Source organism: Paenibacillus andongensis (genome assembly GCF_025369935.1).
Taxonomy (GTDB): Bacteria; Bacillota; Bacilli; order Paenibacillales; family NBRC-103111; genus Paenibacillus_E; species Paenibacillus_E andongensis.
In genome coordinates this window covers 6,597,932-6,619,815 of the sequence record NZ_CP104467.1, presented here as the reverse complement: position 1 = coordinate 6,619,815, position 21,884 = coordinate 6,597,932, and the positions used below count along the sequence as shown (strand labels likewise).

The window sequence follows — 21,884 nt, the reverse complement described above, 5'->3', positions numbered from 1 at the left end:
GGTTGATTCTGACGAGTAGGGTTTGGCAAAGAGCGACCGAATCCCAAGTTTGGAACACGCGCATGTCATCTATTTGGTTCGGTATTGCTTGCCGTTGACGAAGTAAACCGACTCGGGAACGCCGAACTTCTGGATAGATCTACGGAAGCAGTCCTCCACGATGGTCTTATCCATGACCGGGTAGAACTAGCCATGGAGCACAAAACGCGTGGCATCGTCGATGAACGTGACGAGAAATACTTGCTTCATTGAGCCGCCCGGGCCAATGGGCAAATACGGGCAATATTTAAGATCTGAATGCCAAAGACGATTGCGATGGTGTTGTTGAAACCGTCGAACGGCGACTCAGATTCAGCGTACATGCGCATATGACGCTTATGTAACCGCACTGTGCTAGCTTTCTTGGAGTGTGCTGCGTTTGATCTTGCCGGGTGTAATGCGGCCTTCCCGGTTGAGAATCTGAATGAGCTGCTCAACGCTCCGACCGGGCACTCCACGTTGAAGTAAACTGGCTTGATCCAGCACCTCCGGTGGGATCGTCGCTTCCGACGGTTGACGTCATTTACGATCCACCAAAGTCCTCTTCACGATACTTCGCCAAGTACCGGCGAAGCGTCCGCTCGGAGAGACCAGTCTTATCGCAAATCCTCATTTTGAGTTCCCTGGCCTTGGCGGGGTCAGGTCCCTCCGCGAATAGAGGAGACAACAGCTGCACACGTTCTATAGCGATGGCCTCAACTTTCTATTTATCTTTCATTTATCTTGCACCTCACTTGGTAGACTTCAAAATGAGTCTGGTGGACAAGAATGCAGAACCGGTATGTACCCACAATCTTGAATTAAAACGGGACGGTCAATTCGTGTTAGTCAGCCGGAGGCATCACCGACGTAGTGCCCGATTCGTTGATGTGCAGACTGCGAAGGGAAGGACGGGTCCTCCACAGGGATCTGATAAAAGCGAAGAGCAAAAATGGATGTGAGGAACACGAGGAAATATGTGCAGAGCCCCCTGAACCAGTTTTCCGGTGCCGAAGGGTCGCGTCGTCTGCTGCTACAACTGATGCGTCAGGCTCCGGAACAACTTCCTCAATACATGAGGATTCGTACCGTTTATATGGCACTATGCAATCCGGAAGCTCATGATGGATGTTTCGGCACTTAGAACAACGCAGCCGACGGACTACAAGCACACGACTTTCCCCATCTTCACTTTTAAGTGCTTCCGGCTCCCGATAATTTTAAGCTCTCCCCCACAACAGGGGGAAGGAACCACTTCTGCACAACGAACAAAAAACGCCAGATAACTTCTCATCCAGCTCATACTTCGATACTATGACCATGTTGAGTGTGGAATGCATCCCGTAAACCTGTTGGCGCAGGTTCACATCTATGGAAAGCATCCATTTCCTTTTCTGTGATACGGTCATTATATTCAGCAACTCTCGGACAGGCAATCCCGTCAGCAATTGGGCATTATCTTTCAACGGCAACAGTAGGTTGCCCAGCTCATGTAATACTCTTCAAATAGAATATATAAGAAATATACTAGGTATAATTTTACATCAAAATTCTTCTATACTAGTGTTCACTTGCATTCCACTATGGATTTTATTTGGAGAATTTACTTCATGATGCTTGTGAAAATACTACAATATTAGTATTGAATTATAATTATAAGTATGATAATGTTCTAGTATTTGTACCAATATTGTCTCAGAAGACGGGGTGTCCAAAGGTATCTTCTGCCTGAACAAATCTGAGGGTAAATCTTAAGGTCAATTGTTGATAGAACAGACCTAAACAAAGGATGAAATTAATGAAAAAAATTGTATTTACTGGAAGCTTTGATCCTGCGCATAAAGGTCACTTAAACACTTATTTGCTTGCAAAAGAAAAGTATAATCAAGAAATAACGATTTGTATTAATCGCAATCCATTTAAGAATAGTTCAAGATTCAGTGTTAAGGAACGATTACTGATTGCTCAATCTATTTTTAAGACAAGCGAAATCTTAATATTGATTGATGTTTCTGAGATGATTAACTTAATTAAGGAGTCTGATGTAATCATCCAAGGGTATAACGATATATCTGAAATAGATAAATTACGTCAACAGTATAAACAATTCAATTGCGAAGAATTATTCGAGAAAAATGACTTTTTGAAAATTCAAGACGACTTAGCAGTTGTTACATCCACAAATATTGTCAGCAACTTCTTTAACAATGAACAATTTGCCAGAGACAACCTGTCACCTTTAGGCTTTGAGATGTTAAAGAAAAAATTAATGAGTGAGGTTGTATGATGATAATTTTGAAGGAATTATTTTCAATGCTGTACTGGATTGGCATCCCAATGCTTTTGAACCCTATTACGAAGAGAAATCGTGAATTAGGACGAAAACTTACACATATGTTAGTTCATTCTTGGTGGTTTCTCTCACTATTCCTATTTGATAATTTCTGGTACGCTGTTGCGATTCCTGCATTTTATGTAATTGTCGGAACTATTTTTGCCTTAATGAAAGAACCACCATCTTTTCTTTCGGATGTTGAAAGAGAGAGCGAGGTTGGGTTGTTCAAATTTTCATACATTGTGTCTCCTTTAAGTATTGTTGTTGTCGTTTTTTTTCAGTACTTTATATTCAAGAATGAATATTTGGCTGGATTTGCAATTTTGGCATTATCTTTCGGTGATGCAGCTGCCGCACTAATCGGGAGCAAGTTTAAATTTGGCGAATATCGTTTCGGAAGCCATGTAAAAACTCTTGCCGGTTCTTTATCTATGTTCTTTACAACATTTCTATTGTGTATTTTATATTCGTACATTATTGGGGTTCCTTTGGATAGATTGGTTTTTTGCATAATTATAAGTAGTATTGCCACAGTAACTGAAGCAGTTTCTGTAAGAGGATTTGATAACCTTACAATACCCGCGGTTTGCTGTGTATTTACTTGGATATTGTGCCAGTAAACGCGCTAGAGTTATAGGTGAATATAATTATAAACCAATATGCGTTAAATAAAATTATAGAATTAAAGAGGAAATTGTTATGCCATTCAGCAAGATTATTAAAATGCCTGTTATAGGTCGGATAGTGTCCATGTGTTTAAACTTATATAGACTACCTAGAATTATGACTGATTTGGAAATTAAACTATCTAACATACTGGAAAACAACGAACAGAATAATTTGAAAAAGTTGGATTCATTACATAGTAAGATTATGACTGATTTAGAAATAAAACTATCCAACATACTGGAAAATAAGGAACAGATTTATTTGGAAAAAATGGATTCGATACATAGTGTCGTTGAATTAAGTAGGGCTGAACTATTAGAGGAAAATAAACACAAGATCGATAACTCTTTATTTCTTTTAAAAGAATCCCTTTTGCGTGATTTGGACATCATCAATATCAAACAGCACAACCTGAAGCCAATGCCAGGATGCGAATCTATGCAATCAAATCTAATATCATCGATAAATAATAAGGATGAAGAATATGATTCTTATCATATATTACCTACAGAAATCTTGTATGCACTAGCAAAGGACAAGACAGCAGTTGTAGGTAACTATTCTTATGTATTTAATAATTATGCAAACACAAATAATCTTCCTGAAGTTAAAGCTTTAAAACCTAATATTACAACACTTATAGAAGATGTGACCGGTGTAGATAATATAATCATTTCTAATATAAATCTATCTACACTTATTCTATTGAGCCAGGAATTTTTATTTGAGATGGGTCAGAAAATAAAAGGAAACTTATACCTTCCTGTCAGAACCTCGAAAGACCCGATTTGCGTTGTTTGGGAGGGCTTTTCTTTTTCTGAAAAACATGATGAAACGTATGCTAGATGGGCAGAGGGAGATAGTAAAAAGGCATTAATTAAGCTTTATAATACTACGCAATGCTCTGTAGAAGCAGAAATCAGCTGTACTTCTTACGCATTGTGCGGGCATGGAGATTTGTATATACGCGGATCCTTCGTTCAGCAGTGTTATGACTTATCCAATCCAGCAAATATAAAAATAAAACTAATATTAAATCCTGGCGAAAACTCAATTTTCTTTGATTTTTATGGTGATATTGTAGTTCCAGGAGTTGACAAAAGGAAACTTTCCTTTAATATATCAAATTTCAATTGCAGGGTTCATGGAAATGACATCTCTCAAACTGCGCTAAATTGCACATATCCCGTGTATCTGAATGACGATTATATTAGAAACACTCTTCATAAAAGTGGATTCTATGAAGTTAGTGCCAAAGTTTATAGAAATCATGGGTTCTTCTCTAAGGATCTTCCCATTTCAAAATATCTTTATCCTTCTGGATATCAGATGCAAGGTCAAGTCTCAGAGTATTACGAATCTAAAGACGAAATTACACTGTACAGGGCATATCGCTTGGAATCCGAAAGAGAGGATAATTATGAATAAAACGTACATCTTTTTTGGTATTTCAAGTGAATATGTGTTGAATCCCTTATATAGATATATGAAAGATATGGGTTATTCCTGTGTGGAAATAACTAACAACACCAGCAAAAATATTAGAGAAGATATGCTTAGATTTAAAAATGATAATGTTGTTTTTATAACATCCGCGCATGTTTTTTTAGATTACGATTACTATAAAAGGACTTATGATTACAGCATTAATGGGCTGACAACAGTACTTGAAGCTATAGACATTTTGAAACCAGTTAAAACTGTACATTATCCTCATGACCTTGCAACTCTTATCCATAATAACGATTTGCCGTGGCTTAAATCCATTTTTGAATTGATTTTATTTCCTTTAGACGGCTATGCGCATCTTTCATGTGAAGGAAGAGATGTCTATAATGTGGGATGGATAAAAAAGGCCAAAGATATAGGTAATGGAAATAAAAACATTGTTTATCATGGACTTTCGGATTTTGGGTACTATAAAGATGTTGATTTTGCTTTCAAAACCTTTTCTCCAGTCTGGAATGAAGGAGCAATTGTTAAACTTCCTGATATCGGTGATTATATGGGTTATGTATCAAATCTGAAAGCATGTCATGTAGATATAACTAATTCAGAAAGAAACATTTTTGAGTTAATTGATCATGGAGAAATCATGCTTACAAATGGGTTAACATCAGTAAATATTGAATCATCGTTATCAGGAAGATTCACAATAAATATGCTAGACGGTTGTTTTGCTGAATCCGAACACAGAAGACATTTTGAAGGTCTGCCGAACCTGAAAATGTTATCAATCAGTGACACTGCGTTACTATTAAAGGATTACAGAAAAGGAAATTTTGTTCCTGAAAAAGGAGAAAGTTATTTAAAATCTTTTGACTTCGAGATGGCTGCAAAGCTTATTACAAAATAAAAAAATTATAGAGATTAATCTCAAATGCTAATAATGTTGATTCTAACTACTCAGCACATGTGGAGTCGGTGGTACTAATGCAACGTGTTTAGAATTGGGCAAAAAGGCTTGATTTTATCGGTTTGTTTAACAAAAGTTATATTAAAAACTTAATAATCATAACTTTACTTATTAAAATGCGATTGACTTACTGTTCTCGAAAATAGGTCAATCGCATTTTTTCGTATTAGAGTTGAGGATACAGGACTAATGAGTTCACTATCCTGTTGATGAAAATAAAAGCTGCGTATTGTGGAATCAACACCTGCCTCTAGTGACAGCGATTACTGGGGGCAATTTTTTAATGCATAAAGATTTCAATTAACATATATGTAAAAATATAATAGGAGAGTTTATTAGTGATATAGAAAACGCCACTGAGAACTATGTACTAGTTTCCAGCGAGGGCTTTTCTTCATTAGTTGAAAAAACCATATCGTATCTCTGAAAAAAATCTTAAGAATTACAATGTGAACATAATTGTATATATAGAAAGACAAGACGATTTCATTATTTCAAATTTCCAAAGTGCTCTTAGAAATGGAAGGCATTTTGATATTAATTTAGAGTACTCAGATTTTATGAACATACTTGGAGTGAACTTACATTACATTCAAATTGGGTGGTATGAAGGAAAAAATCCAAATCTTAAGTTTAACACTAGAGAATATGTAATGAATAATTTGGGGATTTTAGATGAAATTATAGTATTAATCAATTGATACATAGCTTCAGGAATAATATGTAGTCCGAAAAGCACTGAAAGTTAAATATATACATGTCCAATCTATTATTTTGACAGTATAATTGAGTAACAATATTTTATTTAGTGAGTGGTGTTTCATTAAGAAATTCCAGAAGGAGTGCAATGAAAAAAATTGGCATCTGTGCTGCGATAACCGGTTCAATGACTAGAAAAGAAACAATGCCTGGACTTCCTGTTACCGTAGATGAAATTATCCATTGTGCGTGTGAATGTTCCGTTGCAGGGGCTGCAATGGTTCATATCCATGTTCGCGATAAGTATGAACGTCCATCGTTGGATGCTTCATTATACAAGGAAGTATTAACGGGAATTCGTGAAAAATGTGATATCTTGGTATGCATATCTACCTCCAATCATCTTGTCGATATTTCCGATAAAGAACGAATAAGATTAATGGAATTAAAACCAGATTTAGCGTCAATAGAAGTAACTTCTGTCAAACGACCTGATGGTGGAATTAAAAACTCAAAGAAATTTGTGAGAGATATTCTTCAAGCTATGGATGAGTATGAAGTTAAGCCTGAATTTGAAATATTTAATCCCAGAATGTTAAAAGAGTTAATGCATTTGTCTGAACTTGGTTTAGTTGAAAAAAACGCACTTATTCAATTTGTCATTGGATCAATCGGGGGGATGAAGCCCGATTATAATAATATACAATGGATTCTCGACTCGGTTCCAAAAGGTTATACTTGGTCCGCTGCCGGTATTGCAGGAATGCAGTTACCGGTTAATTTTATTTCCATTTTAAATGGTTGCGATGTGATTCGAACAGGAATGGAAGACAATCGTTACTTTCTGAAAGGAGTTCCTGTAAAAAATAATATGGAATTTGTAAGCCGGGCGGCAGGAATGATTCAAACGTTAGGTTGTGAAGTAGCTGATTCTTTGGAAATGGCCAAAATACTAGGAGTAAAGGAACGAAAAAATGATTAAAATTGCACAACCACAGATTGGTCAAGAGGAGATAGATGCAGTAAGTGCTGTATTGAGAAGTGGTCAATTGGCTAGTGGAGAGAATGTAGCTCTATTTCAAAGAGAGTTTTCAGAGTATCTAAACCACGGTTTTTGTGTTGCTGCTTCTTCTGGGACAACTGCATTAGAAATAGCTCTTAGAGCACTTGGGATTAAAGAGGGTGATAAGGTCATTACCACAGCATTCTCATTTATCGCGACAGCTAATGTAATTGTACACGCTGGGGCAATTCCAATTTTTGCTGATATTGATGAAACAACGATGAATATCTCTTCATATAGTATTGAACAGATTCTTCAGGAGCACGATGGCGTTAAAGCAATTGTAATTGTTCATTTGTTTGGTCAGAGTTGCGATATGGATCAAATACAGAAAATTGTAAATAAGTATCAGTTGCTGCTTATTGAGGATTGTGCACAGGCGCATGGGGCAGAATGGGAAGGACGTAAGTTGGGTACATTCGGGGATGCTAGTGCATTCAGTTTTTACCCGACAAAAAATATGACAACTGCCGAAGGTGGTATGGTGATTTTTAGGGATGAGAAGGCGGCAGTATATGCAAGTCAACTTATTCAGCATGGCATAAAGGCAAGGAATCAATTTGAATTCATTGGGTACAACTATCGTTTATCCGAGATTTCAGCGGCAATTGGCTTATGTCAACTAAAAAAGTTGGATCGATTCAATTTTGCAAGAAGAGAACATGCAGCTCTCTATGATGAGAATCTCGACCATGTTTATATTATCAAGCCACAAGAGGTTGCAGGTGCGAGGCATGTCTATAATCAATATACATTACGTATTGTAAATGGTATGCGGGATGCTTTCATAGCGCATATGGAAAAGGAAGGAATTGGTACTTCAATTTATTACCCCTATACGATTCCGGAACAAGTATGTTATAGAGCAACTGATTTATTAGAGAAAGAATACAACAGAAGACTTGGAGTTTCTAACAGCATAAAACATGAAGTGGTATCAATTCCTGTTCATCCGGGGTTAACTCTTTTTGAAATTGAACGAATTATTACTACTATTAATAGGTTTTAAAAAGGAGAAGGCTACCGAATGATTCATGAAAGTGCAATTATTGGTCAAAATGTAATGATTGGAGAGAATGTTAGCATTGGTGAATATTCAATTATTGGTGATAATGTGAGTATTGGTGAAGGGGTTATCATTTGTAGTCATACAAAAATTCATCACAACACTTCAATAAGCAGCGGGACTTATATAGGAAGTTTTTGTTCAATTGGTGCCCTTCCAAATCTTAAAGATTTTGATAAAGCTATTGTATCAGGACTAATGATTGGTTCAAATAATATGATTAATGACCATACTATCATCGCGAGGTCTAAAGAATCTAATTGCAATACATTTATTGGTAATAGCAATCATATTGGTCACGGCGCATATATAGGTCATGATGCTATTATTGGAAATTCAACTACATTATCTGCCCATGTGCGGATTTCTGGTCATACCCAGGTAGATGATTATGCACACATTGGAATGTCAGCATTTACACATCAGTTTACTAAGGTGGGTAAATACGTAATGATAGGTGCTATGGCAAAGGTGGTTAGAGATATTCCTCCTTATTTTCTGGTCGATGGAAATCCTGCACTGATTAAAAAAGTAAACAAAATCGGGTTAGAGAGAAATGGATTCAGTATCGATCAGATAAGTCAATTGGAGATTATTTTAAACTCATTTGCAACAAGCTCTTACCCTTCTATTTCGAAAGAAGATCGAGTAATGTTGAAAAGACAATTTCAAGAATGTGATAAGTTCTCAAGCTTAATGCAGTTTATTGAGAAGTCGAAAAGAGGGTGTATGAAGATTGATACAAAGTGGGGGAATTGAGAAAATATTAAATCATTTAAAATATAAAGATTGTGTGATTTCATTTTGTCATGATGATTACCGAAAGATTACCTCAGGTTCACAAAAGTACGTGTTAGATCTGCAAAAAATGATGAGTGATCGTAAAATTTCTTGTGTAGCTCTAATCACTGCATATAATTATGACGCTCATAAGATCGAACCTAAAAATATGATTGTTGAAGTTGTGGTTGATAATGAAACAGTTTGTTTTCTAACAGCATGGCAAGTAGCTTCCTACATCGGAACACTCATTACGGCAAATAAGATCAATCTCCTAAGCATTTTTATCAATAGTCTATTCCTAATGAATATTTCGATGATTGACGAGATAATTAGCAGAATAAATGAAAAACATGATGTTCCGGTTCTTCATATTTTCCACGATTATTACTCTATTTGTCGTAATATTTTTTTGTTTTATAATGATGAGGAATTCTGCGGTCCCGCACCCATCGGTTCTCCGTGTTGTAAAACCTGTCGTCATGGCGAGAACCGCATAGAACACTATGAATCTATAAATAAGTTGTTTATTAAGCATAACGTTACTATTGTGTCACCATCTGAAAATGGAAAGCGTATCTTTCTACGAATATTTAAGCATCTAGAACAAAGTGTTAGAGTGGTTCCTCATCAAAATGTAATTCCATTGAAAGGGATTACTTCTCATAATTCACAATCTAATAAGAGAATACGAGTTGCATTCCTTGGGTATCCCCTTAAGAACAAGGGTTGGGATGCTTGGATGAAAATTAATGATATCCCCAATAGATCAGACTATGAATTCTATCATTTTACTGTAATTAATCAATCATTGGCGGGGACTATTTTTATTGACACGAGTTTTCACAATGGTGCTAACCAGGATACTACCTCAAGGCTGATCGAACATAAAATTGATGTAGTACTACTATGGTCAAATTGGTTCGGCAATTATAATTACACCTATTATGAAAGCCTGGAGGCAAACTGTTTTGTTATCACTTACAAAGACAGTGGAAATATTGCAGATCAAGTAAAGCATTTTAGAAATGGACTTGTTTTGGATTCTGAGCAAGACTTAGTTGAACTGTTTAATATTAATAATGAAAAACTAAAAGAATGTATTGATTATTACAAAAACACAAATGAACAATACCGCATAGTTGTAAATAACCAGCTAGCTGACGAGCTTTTGGATAAAAGGCTTTTCTTGAGTGCTGAAATTCAGAGCTTCGAAGAACAAATAAATAATGATTTTGAACAAACCATTGATAGTTTAATCCACGGTAAATTTGAATTGCAACGAGAAGTGCAACATTTGCAATGGGAACTGCTAGAATTGCAACGGAAACTACATGAATATGTAGAAAACTATTCTCGCTTGGAACTCCACTCAAAAGAGGTTGAGAAAATATATTGCGAAAATTCAGAATATACACAGATGTTAAAAAGTCGCTATGAGGAGCTTCAAGCTTATAATCAATTGGTTGTCAATAGATTAAACCAATTGGAAAACGAAGGGTTCATAAAAACTTTCCTAAGGGCATGTTATAAGCTGTTTCCACAAAATATAAGGCTAAAATTAAGGAAACTCCTTAATAGATTGTAAGGGCATAACTATTACTATTCCTAATTTGCTTTCATATAAGGACATTAATTTTTTTGATTCAAACAGATTGTTGAGAAATATAACTAAACAGAGAGCTGTCGTTATGCGTTTGCGCGTAGTGATGGCTTTTTGGATTTACATTTCTTATTATTGGAAAATGTCGTTTTGTTTCGATTGCCAATTTCGTATAATGGAGAAGAAAGAGGAGGCTGATTTAGTTTGGAAGCCAACAACAAACGGACAGTCAGTGTCCATATTGTCACTTATAATAGCGCTGAACATATAGAGGATTGCTTGGAAGCGGTTCGCAGACAAACCCATTCAATTGACCATATCATTGTCATAGACAATGCATCCAAGGATGATACATTGCAAACGCTGGCAAAATGGCAAGTTTTATGCACAATCGTTCGAAATGAGCGGAACAATGGCTTCGCCGGCGGGCACAATCAAGCTATTAGGATGACAGAAACGGATTATTGTTTAATCCTCAATCCAGATGTCGTCCTTGAGCCGGATTATGTTCGTAACACAATACTTGCGATGCAGAATAACACTCAAGCAGGCAGCGCAACAGGCAAATTACTTTTCAAAGCTGCCCCTAACCACATCGATAGCACGGGACTCATTATAAACAAAGCACGAAGAGCCTTTGACCGCGGCGCTCACCAGACCAGCGATCATTTTCAACACACGGAAGAAGTGTTTGGTGTTTCTGGCGCTGCTGCCATGTATTCACGCGAGATGATCAATGACATTAGTATTGATGGTGAATTTTTTGATGAGGACTTTTTTGCTTATAAAGAAGATGTAGATGTGGCTTGGCGTGCGCAATTATTAGGCTGGAAGGCGATTTATGAGCCAGCTGCGATCGCGTACCATGAACGGGGCTGGAAGGAAGGCGGCAGGAGCAGCAAACCGCTTTTTGTTAGAAGATTGTCCTATATTAATCGCTATAAAATGATGGTGAAGAACGATCGAATCTCTATGGTACTGAAGCATATCATTCCACTGTTGGTGTACGAATGTCTCAGCTTTGCTTACGCTCTTTTGCGGGAACCAAAGCTGCTTGGAGCTTGGTCTAGCTTTTTTCGCAAGTATTCAGAGCTAATGAAAAAGCGCTGTATCATTCAAAGTAAGCAAAAAATAGTGAGTTCAGAAATCAATAGATGGTTTGTAAAATAGCCCAAGTAAGATTAGCTAAATGAAGCTAGTCTTTTTTTTAATCTAAAATTTATAAACCCATGTTATAATCAATGTAACTAAATCAACAAGAATGAGGTTTTCAAGTGGATTTAAGTATTATTGTACTAAATTATAAGACACGCGACCTGACATTAGCTTGTTTACAATCAGTTTTTTTGTCTGCTACATCTTACATATATGAAATCATCTTAATTGACAATGACTCAAATGATGGCATCATACAATCAGTGAATAAGCAGTTCCCACAAGTGGTTTGCATCGCCAATACAGATAACGTAGGCTTCTCAAAAGCGAATAATCAGGGCATCCGAGTTGCCAAGGGACGTTATGTCCTACTTTTAAACTCTGACACTATCGTTCAACCCGACACATTAGACGTCATGCTACACTTCATGGACGAGAACCCAACCGTAGGAGCCAGCGGCTGTAAAATCGTACTTCCAGACGGCTCGCTAGACAAAGCCTGCAAGAGGGGCTTTCCAACGCCTTCAGCGTCCTTTTACTATGCATTTGGTTTCTCTAAGTTATTCCCTAAGATCCCTCGATTCAACCAATATCAGTTAGGTTACCTTAGTCCAGATGAAGCCTATCCCATTGACTCGCTCGTAGGGGCCTTCATGTTAATCCGTCGCGAGGCTATTCAACAAGTAGGTATGCTTGATGAGGAATTTTTTATGTATGGCGAGGATATAGATTGGTGTTATAGAATTAAGGAAGCGGGATGGGTCAATTATTATTACCCTCGCACTCAAATTGTCCACCACAAAGGCGCAAGCAGTCGTAGGAAGCCTTTTAAGATCATATATGAGTTCCATAGAGCTATGATTTTATTTCATAATAAGCATTATCGTAAGAAGTATTCCTGGTTAACGAATACGATGGTTTATGCAGGTGTTAGCCTAAAATTTATACTCTCCTTAGCAAGAAATAAACTACGTCCAGCGAGGTGATTTGCATTGATTCGACAGAGTCAGGGGTTCTTGACACAACTTTATGCACTGGCCGACTTCATATGTATTCAGCTCGTGTTCTTATTTTCATGGTGGCTGAAATTTAGAAGCGGCTGGATTCCATTTGTTTCTCCTCTTCCATTTAAGCATTACATAATGTGGAGTGTAAGTTATGCGATAATAGCAATTATACTCAGTTATATGATGAACTTTTATACACCTAAGCGAAGGAAGCAGTTCTCATATGAGGTTCTGAAAATAATACAAGTTCATATATTCAGCTTGCTGCTGCTGTTAAGTGTTTTGTTCATTTTAAAAGAAGTCGACGTTTCACGTTCTTATCTCTTATTATTCCTTGTGAACAATATTCTCTTCATCAGTTTTTACCGTTATATGATTAAAATTTCACTTAAACGCGTCAGGCAAAAAGGCTATAACAAGCAGTTCATTCTTATTCTTGGCGCTGGTTCATTGGGCCGTCAGTTCTACACGAAGCTGAGACAGCATCCAGAGCTAGGATACGAAGTTGTTGGTTTCCTCGATGATTATCAAGAGAAACACGAAATCACTTACCAGAGCTTTAAGCCAATTATTGGAAAGATTGACGATCTGGAGTCCATTCTGAACGATCTCATCATCGATGAGGTTATTATCGCTCTACCTTTAGATGCACATCGTAAGTTCGGCAGTATTATCAATGTGTGTGAAAAAATTGGCGTCAAAACACTGATCATACCGGACTTTTATGATATCTTACCGTCACGTCCTTATTTCGATAATTTTGCTGATATGCCGTTGATTAACGTACGTGATATCCCGCTGGATGAGTTCCGGAATCGACTTTTCAAGCGAGCTTTCGATATTATTTTCGCCTCCGTGGCCATTCTCATCACGTTGCCCGTTATGATTGCATCTGTTATTGCTATTAAGTTAACTTCTCCTGGTCCAATTATTTTCAAGCAAGAGCGCGTAGGTCTGAACCGTAGAAGGTTTATGATGTATAAGTTCCGCAGTATGAATGTGTTGGCAGAGAGTGCCTCAAATACGGAGTGGACGGTTGAAAATGACCCGCGGCGAACGAAGGTCGGAACCTTCCTCCGCAAAACGAGTCTTGATGAGCTGCCGCAGTTTTTTAATGTACTTTTTGGGCATATGAGTGTCGTTGGTCCAAGGCCGGAGCGTCCTTATTTCGTGGAACAATTCAAGGAAGAAGTTCCGAAGTATATGGTGAAGCATCATATTCGTCCTGGGATTACTGGTTGGGCGCAGAGCAATGGTTTAAGGGGAGATACTTCGATCGAAGAACGTATCAAGCACGACATTTTTTATATCGAAAATTGGACTTTTTTATTTGATATTAAAATTATTTGGAGAACGATTATTAACGGTTTTATTAATAAAAATGCGTACTAAAAATTTTTTCTCATCAACCGCATGATTCGTCAACATCTTCCCCATACTATGCATATACTTAGTATGCGGGGAGGTTATTCTTATGATCGATCATGAAGACGCTTACCAGGATGATCATTTGTCGGTTGGCAAAGGGTTGATTGTTGGTGTTGTGTTCGGCTCCCTGATCTGGGCGGCCATTATTGCTGGTGTTGTGTATATGTGGTAGACGTATTCATAAATGAAGAGACTGCTGAGGCTATTTATAGCTCCTGGCAGTTTCTTTTTTTGTTTTGAAAATGTCGGAAACTGGAGCACGAGCCAGAGGCAATTATAAATAATCATGCATACGTTAGTTACAGAGGTGATCTAGCTTATGAATGTTATTGCCACAAAGCTGCAAGGATTATTTATTATTGAGCCGGATGTCCATGGGGATCATCGGGGGTTTTTTATGGAAAGTTATCATCGTGCGAAACTGGAAGAGTATGGAATAGATATTCCTTTTGTTCAAGATAATCATTCTTTATCTGTAGAAACCGGAGTTTTGCGGGGGCTTCATTATCAGTTGAATCCGAAAGCACAAACGAAGCTAGTTCGAGTTGTTTCAGGTGCTATTTATGATGTCGCTGTTGATATACGTAAAGACTCTCCTACCTTCGGTGAATGGGTGGGCGTTACGCTCAGTGCGGCTAATAAGCGCCAGCTGCTTGTTCCTCAAGGGTTTGCTCATGGGTTTTGTACGATTGAGCCCCTGTCTCAAGTGTTATACAAGGTGGATGAGTATTACTCTTCTATACATGACAGGGGAATCTTATGGAGTGACCCTGCTATTGGCATTGATTGGCCGACAGCTAATCATATTTTATCGGATAAGGATCAGAAGCACCCGCTGCTTAAAGATGCAGAGATTAATTTTTAAGAATTAACTATCAAAGTCGGTTTATGGATGGTTTTGATGAGGAAAGAAGGGATTCTTTTTATATTGATTCTGGGTTATAATGAATGGAAGAAAGCTTCTGATGATTAGGAGGTTGAAGTTGATGGCTGAAATGACAGATCGTGAATTTTTAAGTGCCATACTTGGGAGAATGAATGAGATTGGCGCAGATGTTACGGCCATTAAAGATCGGGTTGACAGTATAGATAGGCGGTTAGGAAATGTTGAGGATCGACTGACAAAACTTGAAGATTCGGTGCAAGAGGTCAAACAAGTTCAAATCCAGCAAGGTGAGCAGATTGCCGGTATTGCTGTTACGATGATGGAGCACGCGGCTAGCATACGTACACTCAAATTGGTGAAATAAATGAGTAAGATTAGCTAACCTAATCTTACTTTTTTTTCGCATACGCGCTCGCAAAGAAATTTCTTTAAACACATAAAGAGGCTGCATGGGCTAATGGAAGCCACTGCTGCCTTTTTATCTAGGAGATAGGATTAGATGATTTGGAAGGACTAAATTTCATTGTGTTTTTGAGCCCTGAAACAAGCGGTTTCTCAGCAAGCCTATAAGCCGCGTAGCATAATGGCACGACCATAGTTACAATAATGAGATCAGTAAGTAGTAAACCAAAATGATTCACCAAATGTGTAGCCACACTCAACTTCATTAAAATTGAAATAAATAATAGATGCGTTAATAAAATCGTATAGGAAGCATTTCCTAGCTTGCTCATGATTTTCACCCAATAAGGCAACCGAAGTTGTTCAGGAACAGAAGAAGCGCCTAATAGTACAAATGTAGCTGGAATGATGTAAATCAGGTAATTGTGATAAGGGAAAAGAAGATACTTGTTATTCACCCATATCACTGCAAAGCCAATCACGCCGATAACAATCAACAATTTGTAGTGTTTAATTCTTTGATGCTCCACCCATTTGGCCAATAAACAGCCTGTAATAAATTCTAAATTAACATCACTGAAGAGGAAGTTTAGATAGAAATGACGGTCAATATCAGCACCTATCAGCGGCACATGTAGAAAATGACAAATTGTTAATGTAATCCAAATGGAAACGAAGAGATAGGCTGGCTTTTTGCCAAGAGCCATGAGAAGGCTGAAAACCAAGTAAAATAGTACAAAGTAACTTAACGACCAGGCCACTGGGAGAACTGGACCATGAGTTTGGGGCAACAGCAGGAATGATTTAATGATGGTATCTTTATGGGTCTCATATCCGTAGCCAAAGCTAGGCACGAGAAAATAAACGGGTAGTACGACGAGTGTAATTAGCCAGTAGAAAGGGTAGATACGTATGAGCCGATTCGATAGATAGGGAAGGACACTCATTTTGGTTCCGATTTTATGGCCATATGTATGGTACAGTAGAAAGCCAGTAAGTACGAAAAAGAAATCTACACCACCCGATCGTCCTATCGAACTGATCCCTAGTAAGTCGTATTGAAAGTACTTAAAAGACATGGCTGATGTATGAAACAGCAGCACAAAAAATGCTGCCGCTCCTCGTGAAGCTTGAAGCACGATTCTCTGATTGTTATTCAATAAAAACCCTCCGGTTTCATGGTAATGATCCTACAAACCATCATGCCAAAAGAGTGTGAATAAATTATGTATACAATCTGAGAGGCAGCTGAAATGTGTAATTATTCCTTTATAAACCTTTTTCTCGGCCAAGCCCCAACTCGTCTGCATAATCGGCCAAGTCCCCTCATATGCATGTACTATGTTGATGTTAATCATGAGTGAGGGGATGATCGAATGCGCCGGGTCACATGGGTGGTAGCAGTGGTGATGTGCTTAGCATTGGTTCTCGCGGGATGCGGGATGGGCAAAAAGGATGCAGGATCTATTGTAAAGGATTTGGATCATGTGATCAGCAAGTCGGGCAGTTATCAGGCTTCGGGCAGCATGATTTTGAACACGGGGCAGCAGCCGCAGGAGTATCAGGTGGAGGTGGCTTACTCGCCGGATCATTTCTACCGGATTTCGCTTACGAATGCAGGGAAGGACGTGACGCAGATTGTGCTGCGTAATGAGGAGGGCGTGTTCGTGCTGACGCCGCATCTCAAGAAGAGCTTCCGCTTCCAAAGCGATTGGCCGGAGAATCAGGGGCAGGTGTATTTGTTCCAGTCTCTTGCGAAGAGCATAATTGCCGATAAGGATCGCCAATTTACGACGGATAATGATGCGTATGTGTTCGATGTTGCAGCCAATTATCAAAATGAGCAGCTGTCACGCCAAAAAATTTGGCTGAATAAGAAGACGCTGGCGCCTAAGCAGGTTCAGGTGTCGGATGCGAATCACAATGTATTAGTTCAGGTGAATTTCACGAGCTTTGAATTCGATGCTAAGTTCGACAAGGATTTTTTCCAAATGGAGCGTAACATGACCAGCTGGAATTTGAAGACTTTACCTACAATGGCTGGCGTAACGGATGCCAATCACCCAGCAACGAGTGATAAGTCTGTAACAGATAAGAATCTGTCAGCAACAGGCGGCCAATCCGATCAAGCTGCAGGCCAAGCTCAAGATGGGCAAAAGGCAACAGCGACAAAACCAGGTACGGATACGACGAAGTCGAATGCCGCGGCAAGCAAAGCGCAGAGTATCGGTATCATCGAGCCGTCCTATCTGCCGAAAGATGTGGTGAAGCAGGATATCACGGATATGAAGCTTGGCGAGGACGCAGCAGTCCTTTTGAGATACAAAGGGAAGTACAACTTCAGTCTCATCGAGGTGAGACCTCAAGCCAAATCAGTGTCCTTGCAGCCGGGTACGATTGTTGATCTTGGATTCACGATCGGCGTGCTCACGGGGGATGAGAAGAAGACGCTCACTTGGACGAATGACGGCGTAGAGTTCAGATTGTCGACTGGCGATTTGCCTACGAATGAAATGATCAAAGTCGCTATGGCGACTGAGGGGCAGTCTGGGAAATAAGAATATATAAGCGACAATATTAGCCGAAAAAGGGAAGCCCTGCATGATTTGTGCAGGTGTCTTTCCTTTTATTTACCAAATTTCGAACAAGAAGATTTAACCAACTCCCACGAAAGGGAGTTTTTTTGGTATAATGCAACTTTGGAGTAAATAGATAATGGAGTGTCTTTGATGAAAACAACTGATGAACTAACAATGGAAGAGCAGCAGTCATTTTGGGAAAATGAAATTGCCTTATTCGGCAAGTATCTTGCGGAGGAAGGCAAATTAAAAGCAGATACAATTGACAAACATGTGGATCGCATTCAATTTATGGCAACGGTTTATTTTGACAATTATGAAATTGATTATGAAGAGCTGCAAAGCGAGACAATTATTGATTTTCTTGGTCGTTTCTACATTAGCAATGTACTGAATAGTTCTAAGTCTGATATAAGTGCTTATTTGCCATCGATTAAGAAGTGGGTGCAGTTTCTTCTACAATCTGAAAAGATTTCGGCCAGGCAGTGTGCTGAGGTATTAGATGTATGTAAGAATAAAGAGTTTTTCTTGGAGCGATTTGAACAGTATATGGAGGCAGATAGTGAACTAGCCTTGGAAGATTGGCATAATTCTAATGATTTTGAGGCTTACCTGGCTTTTCAGGCGTCTGAATCCACACCTAACGAGTTTGAGCAAAGACCTATTTTGGTAGATAAAAGGCTGCTTGAGCAATGGATGGATGAGAAGACAGCTTTACCTCAAATTGTTGCAGATTTTCAAATGTTTCTGTCTTCTTTGCAGGATGCCAAGAGTATTAAATTGACTACTGCCAGACAACATTTGCCACGGAAGTTTTGGAAAGAGCTTGATGAGAAGCTTGGCTGGGAGCTTTTTCGTAAACCAACGTTGAACCAGGATCAGGTGCCTTTGTTTCAATTCTTTTTCTATGCAGCTGAATATCTTGGATTGATAACAGAGAGCAAACAGCAGTGCGTAGTTACGAATCAGGCTGCAAGTTATCTTACTTTAACAAATAAGGAACAAGCAGTCGTTCTATTAGATTCGCTTTGGAATAATGTTGCGTGGGAACAGCTGCAGGAAGCTAACGAGGGTGGTCGTCCTGAGATGGTTCAAGCTTCAAGAAAGTCAATCGCAAGAGTGTTAGCAAGCTGGCCTGTAGATCAGGCGCAGGATGTTGAAAAGGAGTGGAATCTGAGCACGGATGTGTTCCTGCACTCCGTTGTTGCTGTATTGGAACGTTTTGAACTGGTTAGTGCGAAGTTTAGGCCGGAGTCTGAAATCAAGTATGCTTTTCAAAGAACGCCGCTTTTCATGACGGTAAAAGATTCGGGTATGCGCGTTTTCCGCTATTTTGCTAATGAAAATGTTCGACCTCAGAAGGATCAGGCGGTAGTTCATGTCATTAATTCTTCGAATGATCTAAAGGCTGTTTCTGGTAAAAGCAAAATCGGACGAAATGACCCTTGCCCATGCGGGAGCGGGAAGAAATATAAGAAATGTTGTTTATAAGTCTGTTTAAGTAAGGTTGACAGTTTTTCGTGATTAGGCTTAACATAGGTTTACTTGTAATGGATAAATGAGGTGAACGCTGGTGGATGCTTTTTATCGTCCCACGTGGGTAGAAATTTCGTTAGATGCACTGCGAAGCAACATTGAAGGTTTTCAGAAGGTACTGCCGGCAGGAATGAAACAGATGGCAGTCGTTAAAGCTGATGCGTACGGACACGGGGCTGTTGAAGTATCCAAAGAGGTTCTCGCCGCGGGTGTGGATTACTTGGGTGTGGCGTTTTTTGATGAAGCGTTGGAGCTAAGGAATGCAGGAATCACTGCACCTATTCTGGTACTAGGCTATACGCCTCCAGAAGGGGTTGATAGAGCGCGTGAAAACGATGTGACGATTGCGGTCTATAGCCGAGATGTTCTCGAAAAGCTTTGTTTTCAGGGACGAATGGAAGACGGAGCGTTTCAAAAGAAGCTAAAGATCCATATTAAGCTGGATACTGGTATGGGCAGACTTGGTTTGCATACGGAAGAGGATGCTATTCCATTCATTGAGGAAGCGTTGACGCTGCCGAATGTGGAAGTTGAGGGTTTATTCACGCATTACGCGAATGCAGATGAAATAGATAAGAGTTATACGATGGAGCAGTATCGCCGTTTTGAGCGAATTGTGAGCTATTTTACAGATAAAGGTGTTACGTTTCCATATATACATGCAGGCAACAGCGCAGCGGCGATAGATTTGCCGGGATTGACGTATTCGATGGTACGTTTGGGGATTTCGATGTATGGTTTGTATCCTTCCGAGGATGTCGATCAAACGAAAATTGAATTAAAGCCAGTGCTTAGTCTCAAAACAGGGATTGTTCATCTTAAAACGCTGCCTCTAGGCTCTGGAGTTAGCTACGGAACGATTTATCACACAAAGGGTGAAGAACAAATTGGGACGCTGCCGATTGGCTATGCGGATGGGTTTTCTAGGATGCTTTCGGGTAAGGCTGAGGTTCTTGTTCGGGGTAAAAGAGTGCCGATCGTTGGTCGAATCTGTATGGATCAATGTATGATCAATGTATCAGATGTGCCGGATGTTCAGTCTCTGGACGAGGTTGTGGTGATCGGGGAGCAAGACGGAGAGCGCATTACGGTTGAAGATGTAGCTCGTCAGCTTGGTACTGTTAACTATGAAATTATTTGTATGATATCTCATCGTGTTGCTCGTGTGTATGTGCGTGACGGTAAACGTATAGATGCCATTAATCCTCTCATGCGGCATCGCTACTAAAAGTAAGTACAAGAGCAGCTGGTCTAGATGAATTTACCATGCAAATTTTTCTGCTAGTGGAGAGGATTTTCCGAATAAGCCATCGAATACTATGTAAGTAGAAATCTTATATCCAAGTGTGTAACATATTTGATATACTGAGTGCATATATCTATTGTATAAATTGGTTTTTGGAATGACATACTGGTAATATTGTCTTTGTATCGTTTCTGGGGGTGCGAAAGTGTGAGCAATGCGCATAATACGAAAAGGATCATGATTAGCTTGCCTGACAATCTGTTGCAAGAAGTGGACGGTATTGTCGAGAAGGAGAATTCTAATCGCAGCGAATTTATTCGCCAGGCAATGAAGCTGTATTTAATTGAACGTAAAAAGCGCAGTCTACGCGAATCCATGCAGCGTGGGTATATGGAGATGGCGAAAATAAATCTCAGCATGGCATCTGAAGCTTTTCAAGCGGAGGAAGAAGCGGACGGTACGCTTGATCGCTTAGTAAGCGGGGTGTAAGCAGTGATTGTGAAACGTGGTGATGTATTTTTCGCAGATCTTTCGCCGGTAGTAGGGTCAGAGCAGGGAGGGGTTCGTCCTGTTCTAGTGATCCAAAATGATATCGGCAACCGCTTTAGCCCAACCGTGATTGTTGCAGCGATTACAGCTCAAATCCAGAAGGCGAAGCTTCCCACGCATGTAGAGATCGATGCGGAAACGCATGGTTTCGATCGAGATTCGGTGATTCTGCTTGAACAAATCAGAACGATCGATAAGCAACGGCTGACGGACAAAATTACGCATTTGGACGAAGAAACGATGCGCAAGGTGGACGACGCTTTGCAGATTAGTGTGGGACTGATAGAGTTTTGAATAGGATCAGGAACGGACGAGGGTAATTGGTTCCCTCGTTTTTTGGTTTGTATACATACATAATGAATAGGACTGGGGGAACTGGCTGTGGCAAATACGGAAGAGTTGAAGATAAAGGCGAATGAAATGGACGAGACTGAGGGAACGAAGACA

22 protein-coding genes are annotated in these 21,884 nt (G+C 39.2%); 20 read left to right on the top strand and 2 right to left on the bottom strand.

The annotated features are described in order from the left end of the window. Positions 1–84 precede the first annotated feature (84 nt). Positions 85–252 (top strand): hypothetical protein, encoded by a 168-nt coding sequence (locus NYR53_RS29615; protein WP_261302631.1) that lies wholly within the window; start codon positions 85–87, stop codon positions 250–252. A 611-nt stretch (positions 253–863) separates the two neighbouring features. On the opposite strand, the gene NYR53_RS34560 is transcribed toward NYR53_RS29615, so the two are convergent. Then, on the bottom strand, positions 864–1,190 hold the full coding sequence (locus NYR53_RS34560) for a DUF6431 domain-containing protein (protein WP_367618590.1): 327 nt from the start codon (positions 1,188–1,190) through the stop codon (positions 864–866). A gap of 626 nt (positions 1,191–1,816) precedes the next feature. On the opposite strand from NYR53_RS34560, the gene NYR53_RS29610 reads away from it, so the two are divergent. The 14 genes from NYR53_RS29610 (at position 1,817) to NYR53_RS29545 (ending at position 15,489) form a co-directional block, all read left to right on the top strand. Then, positions 1,817–2,305 carry an adenylyltransferase/cytidyltransferase family protein gene (locus NYR53_RS29610; RefSeq protein WP_261302630.1) on the top strand — a complete coding sequence of 163 codons (489 nt, stop codon included), beginning with the start codon at positions 1,817–1,819 and terminating at the stop codon, positions 2,303–2,305. Beyond that, complete coding sequence (locus NYR53_RS29605; protein ID WP_261302629.1) at positions 2,302–2,973, top strand: diacylglycerol/polyprenol kinase family protein; 672 nt, start codon at positions 2,302–2,304, stop codon at positions 2,971–2,973. Before NYR53_RS29610 ends, NYR53_RS29605 begins: the two co-directional genes overlap by 4 nt. A 253-nt stretch (positions 2,974–3,226) precedes the next feature. After that, on the top strand, positions 3,227–4,450 hold the full coding sequence (locus NYR53_RS29600; protein ID WP_261302628.1) for a hypothetical protein: 1,224 nt from the start codon (positions 3,227–3,229) through the stop codon (positions 4,448–4,450). Beyond that, positions 4,443–5,378, top strand: coding sequence for a hypothetical protein (locus tag NYR53_RS29595; protein ID WP_261302627.1), 936 nt, complete (start codon positions 4,443–4,445; stop codon positions 5,376–5,378). The genes NYR53_RS29600 and NYR53_RS29595 overlap by 8 nt, the downstream gene beginning before the upstream one ends. Before the next feature lie 907 nt (positions 5,379–6,285). After that, on the top strand, positions 6,286–7,119 hold the full coding sequence (locus NYR53_RS29590; RefSeq protein ID WP_261302626.1) for a beta-keto acid cleavage family enzyme: 834 nt from the start codon (positions 6,286–6,288) through the stop codon (positions 7,117–7,119). Next, a complete protein-coding gene (locus tag NYR53_RS29585) occupies positions 7,112–8,209 on the top strand; it encodes a DegT/DnrJ/EryC1/StrS family aminotransferase (protein WP_261302625.1) in 1,098 nt (365 codons plus the stop codon). Before NYR53_RS29590 ends, NYR53_RS29585 begins: the two co-directional genes overlap by 8 nt. 18 nt (positions 8,210–8,227) lie before the next feature. Continuing rightward, the gene (locus NYR53_RS29580) at positions 8,228–9,025 is read left to right on the top strand and encodes an LbetaH domain-containing protein (RefSeq protein ID WP_261302624.1); all 798 of its coding nucleotides are present in this window, start codon (positions 8,228–8,230) and stop codon (positions 9,023–9,025) included. Next, positions 9,003–10,634, top strand: coding sequence for a hypothetical protein (locus NYR53_RS29575; RefSeq protein ID WP_261302623.1), 1,632 nt, complete (start codon positions 9,003–9,005; stop codon positions 10,632–10,634). Before NYR53_RS29580 ends, NYR53_RS29575 begins: the two co-directional genes overlap by 23 nt. Before the next feature lie 219 nt (positions 10,635–10,853). Next, positions 10,854–11,819 (top strand): glycosyltransferase family 2 protein, encoded by a 966-nt coding sequence (locus NYR53_RS29570; RefSeq protein WP_261302622.1) that lies wholly within the window; start codon positions 10,854–10,856, stop codon positions 11,817–11,819. Between the two features lie 104 nt (positions 11,820–11,923). After that, positions 11,924–12,790, top strand: coding sequence for a glycosyltransferase family 2 protein (locus tag NYR53_RS29565; RefSeq protein ID WP_261302621.1), 867 nt, complete (start codon positions 11,924–11,926; stop codon positions 12,788–12,790). Positions 12,791–12,796: 6 nt separating this feature from the next. Continuing rightward, positions 12,797–14,203 (top strand): undecaprenyl-phosphate glucose phosphotransferase, encoded by a 1,407-nt coding sequence (locus tag NYR53_RS29560; protein ID WP_261302620.1) that lies wholly within the window; start codon positions 12,797–12,799, stop codon positions 14,201–14,203. Between the two features lie 82 nt (positions 14,204–14,285). Beyond that, the gene (locus tag NYR53_RS29555; RefSeq protein WP_261302619.1) at positions 14,286–14,411 is read left to right on the top strand and encodes a hypothetical protein; all 126 of its coding nucleotides are present in this window, start codon (positions 14,286–14,288) and stop codon (positions 14,409–14,411) included. 147 nt (positions 14,412–14,558) lie between these two features. Further along, positions 14,559–15,104, top strand: coding sequence for a dTDP-4-dehydrorhamnose 3,5-epimerase (gene rfbC, locus NYR53_RS29550; RefSeq protein ID WP_261302618.1), 546 nt, complete (start codon positions 14,559–14,561; stop codon positions 15,102–15,104). A 121-nt stretch (positions 15,105–15,225) separates the two neighbouring features. Continuing rightward, positions 15,226–15,489, top strand: a complete 264-nt coding sequence (locus NYR53_RS29545; RefSeq protein WP_261302617.1) for a hypothetical protein — start codon at positions 15,226–15,228, stop codon at positions 15,487–15,489. A gap of 118 nt (positions 15,490–15,607) precedes the next feature. Here NYR53_RS29545 and NYR53_RS29540 read toward each other — a convergent pair whose 3' ends face one another. Next, entirely contained in the window at positions 15,608–16,687 is a 1,080-nt protein-coding gene (locus NYR53_RS29540) for an acyltransferase family protein (RefSeq protein ID WP_261302616.1), read from the bottom strand. 216 nt (positions 16,688–16,903) lie between these two features. On the opposite strand from NYR53_RS29540, the gene NYR53_RS29535 reads away from it, so the two are divergent. The 5 genes from NYR53_RS29535 to NYR53_RS29515 all read left to right on the top strand — a co-directional run bounded on the left by NYR53_RS29535 (position 16,904) and on the right by NYR53_RS29515 (position 21,731). Further along, positions 16,904–18,085 carry an outer membrane lipoprotein-sorting protein gene (locus tag NYR53_RS29535; RefSeq protein WP_261302615.1) on the top strand — a complete coding sequence of 394 codons (1,182 nt, stop codon included), beginning with the start codon at positions 16,904–16,906 and terminating at the stop codon, positions 18,083–18,085. A gap of 171 nt (positions 18,086–18,256) precedes the next feature. Further along, entirely contained in the window at positions 18,257–19,597 is a 1,341-nt protein-coding gene (locus NYR53_RS29530; protein WP_261302614.1) for an SEC-C metal-binding domain-containing protein, read from the top strand. 82 nt (positions 19,598–19,679) lie between these two features. Continuing rightward, positions 19,680–20,870: an alanine racemase gene (gene alr, locus NYR53_RS29525; RefSeq protein ID WP_261302613.1), complete on the top strand. Its 1,191-nt coding sequence runs from the start codon at positions 19,680–19,682 to the stop codon at positions 20,868–20,870. A 225-nt stretch (positions 20,871–21,095) separates the two neighbouring features. Continuing rightward, a complete protein-coding gene (locus tag NYR53_RS29520; RefSeq protein ID WP_028553892.1) occupies positions 21,096–21,377 on the top strand; it encodes a CopG family ribbon-helix-helix protein in 282 nt (93 codons plus the stop codon). Positions 21,378–21,380: 3 nt separating this feature from the next. Then, positions 21,381–21,731, top strand: coding sequence for a type II toxin-antitoxin system PemK/MazF family toxin (locus NYR53_RS29515; RefSeq protein ID WP_028553893.1), 351 nt, complete (start codon positions 21,381–21,383; stop codon positions 21,729–21,731). Positions 21,732–21,884 lie beyond the last annotated feature (153 nt).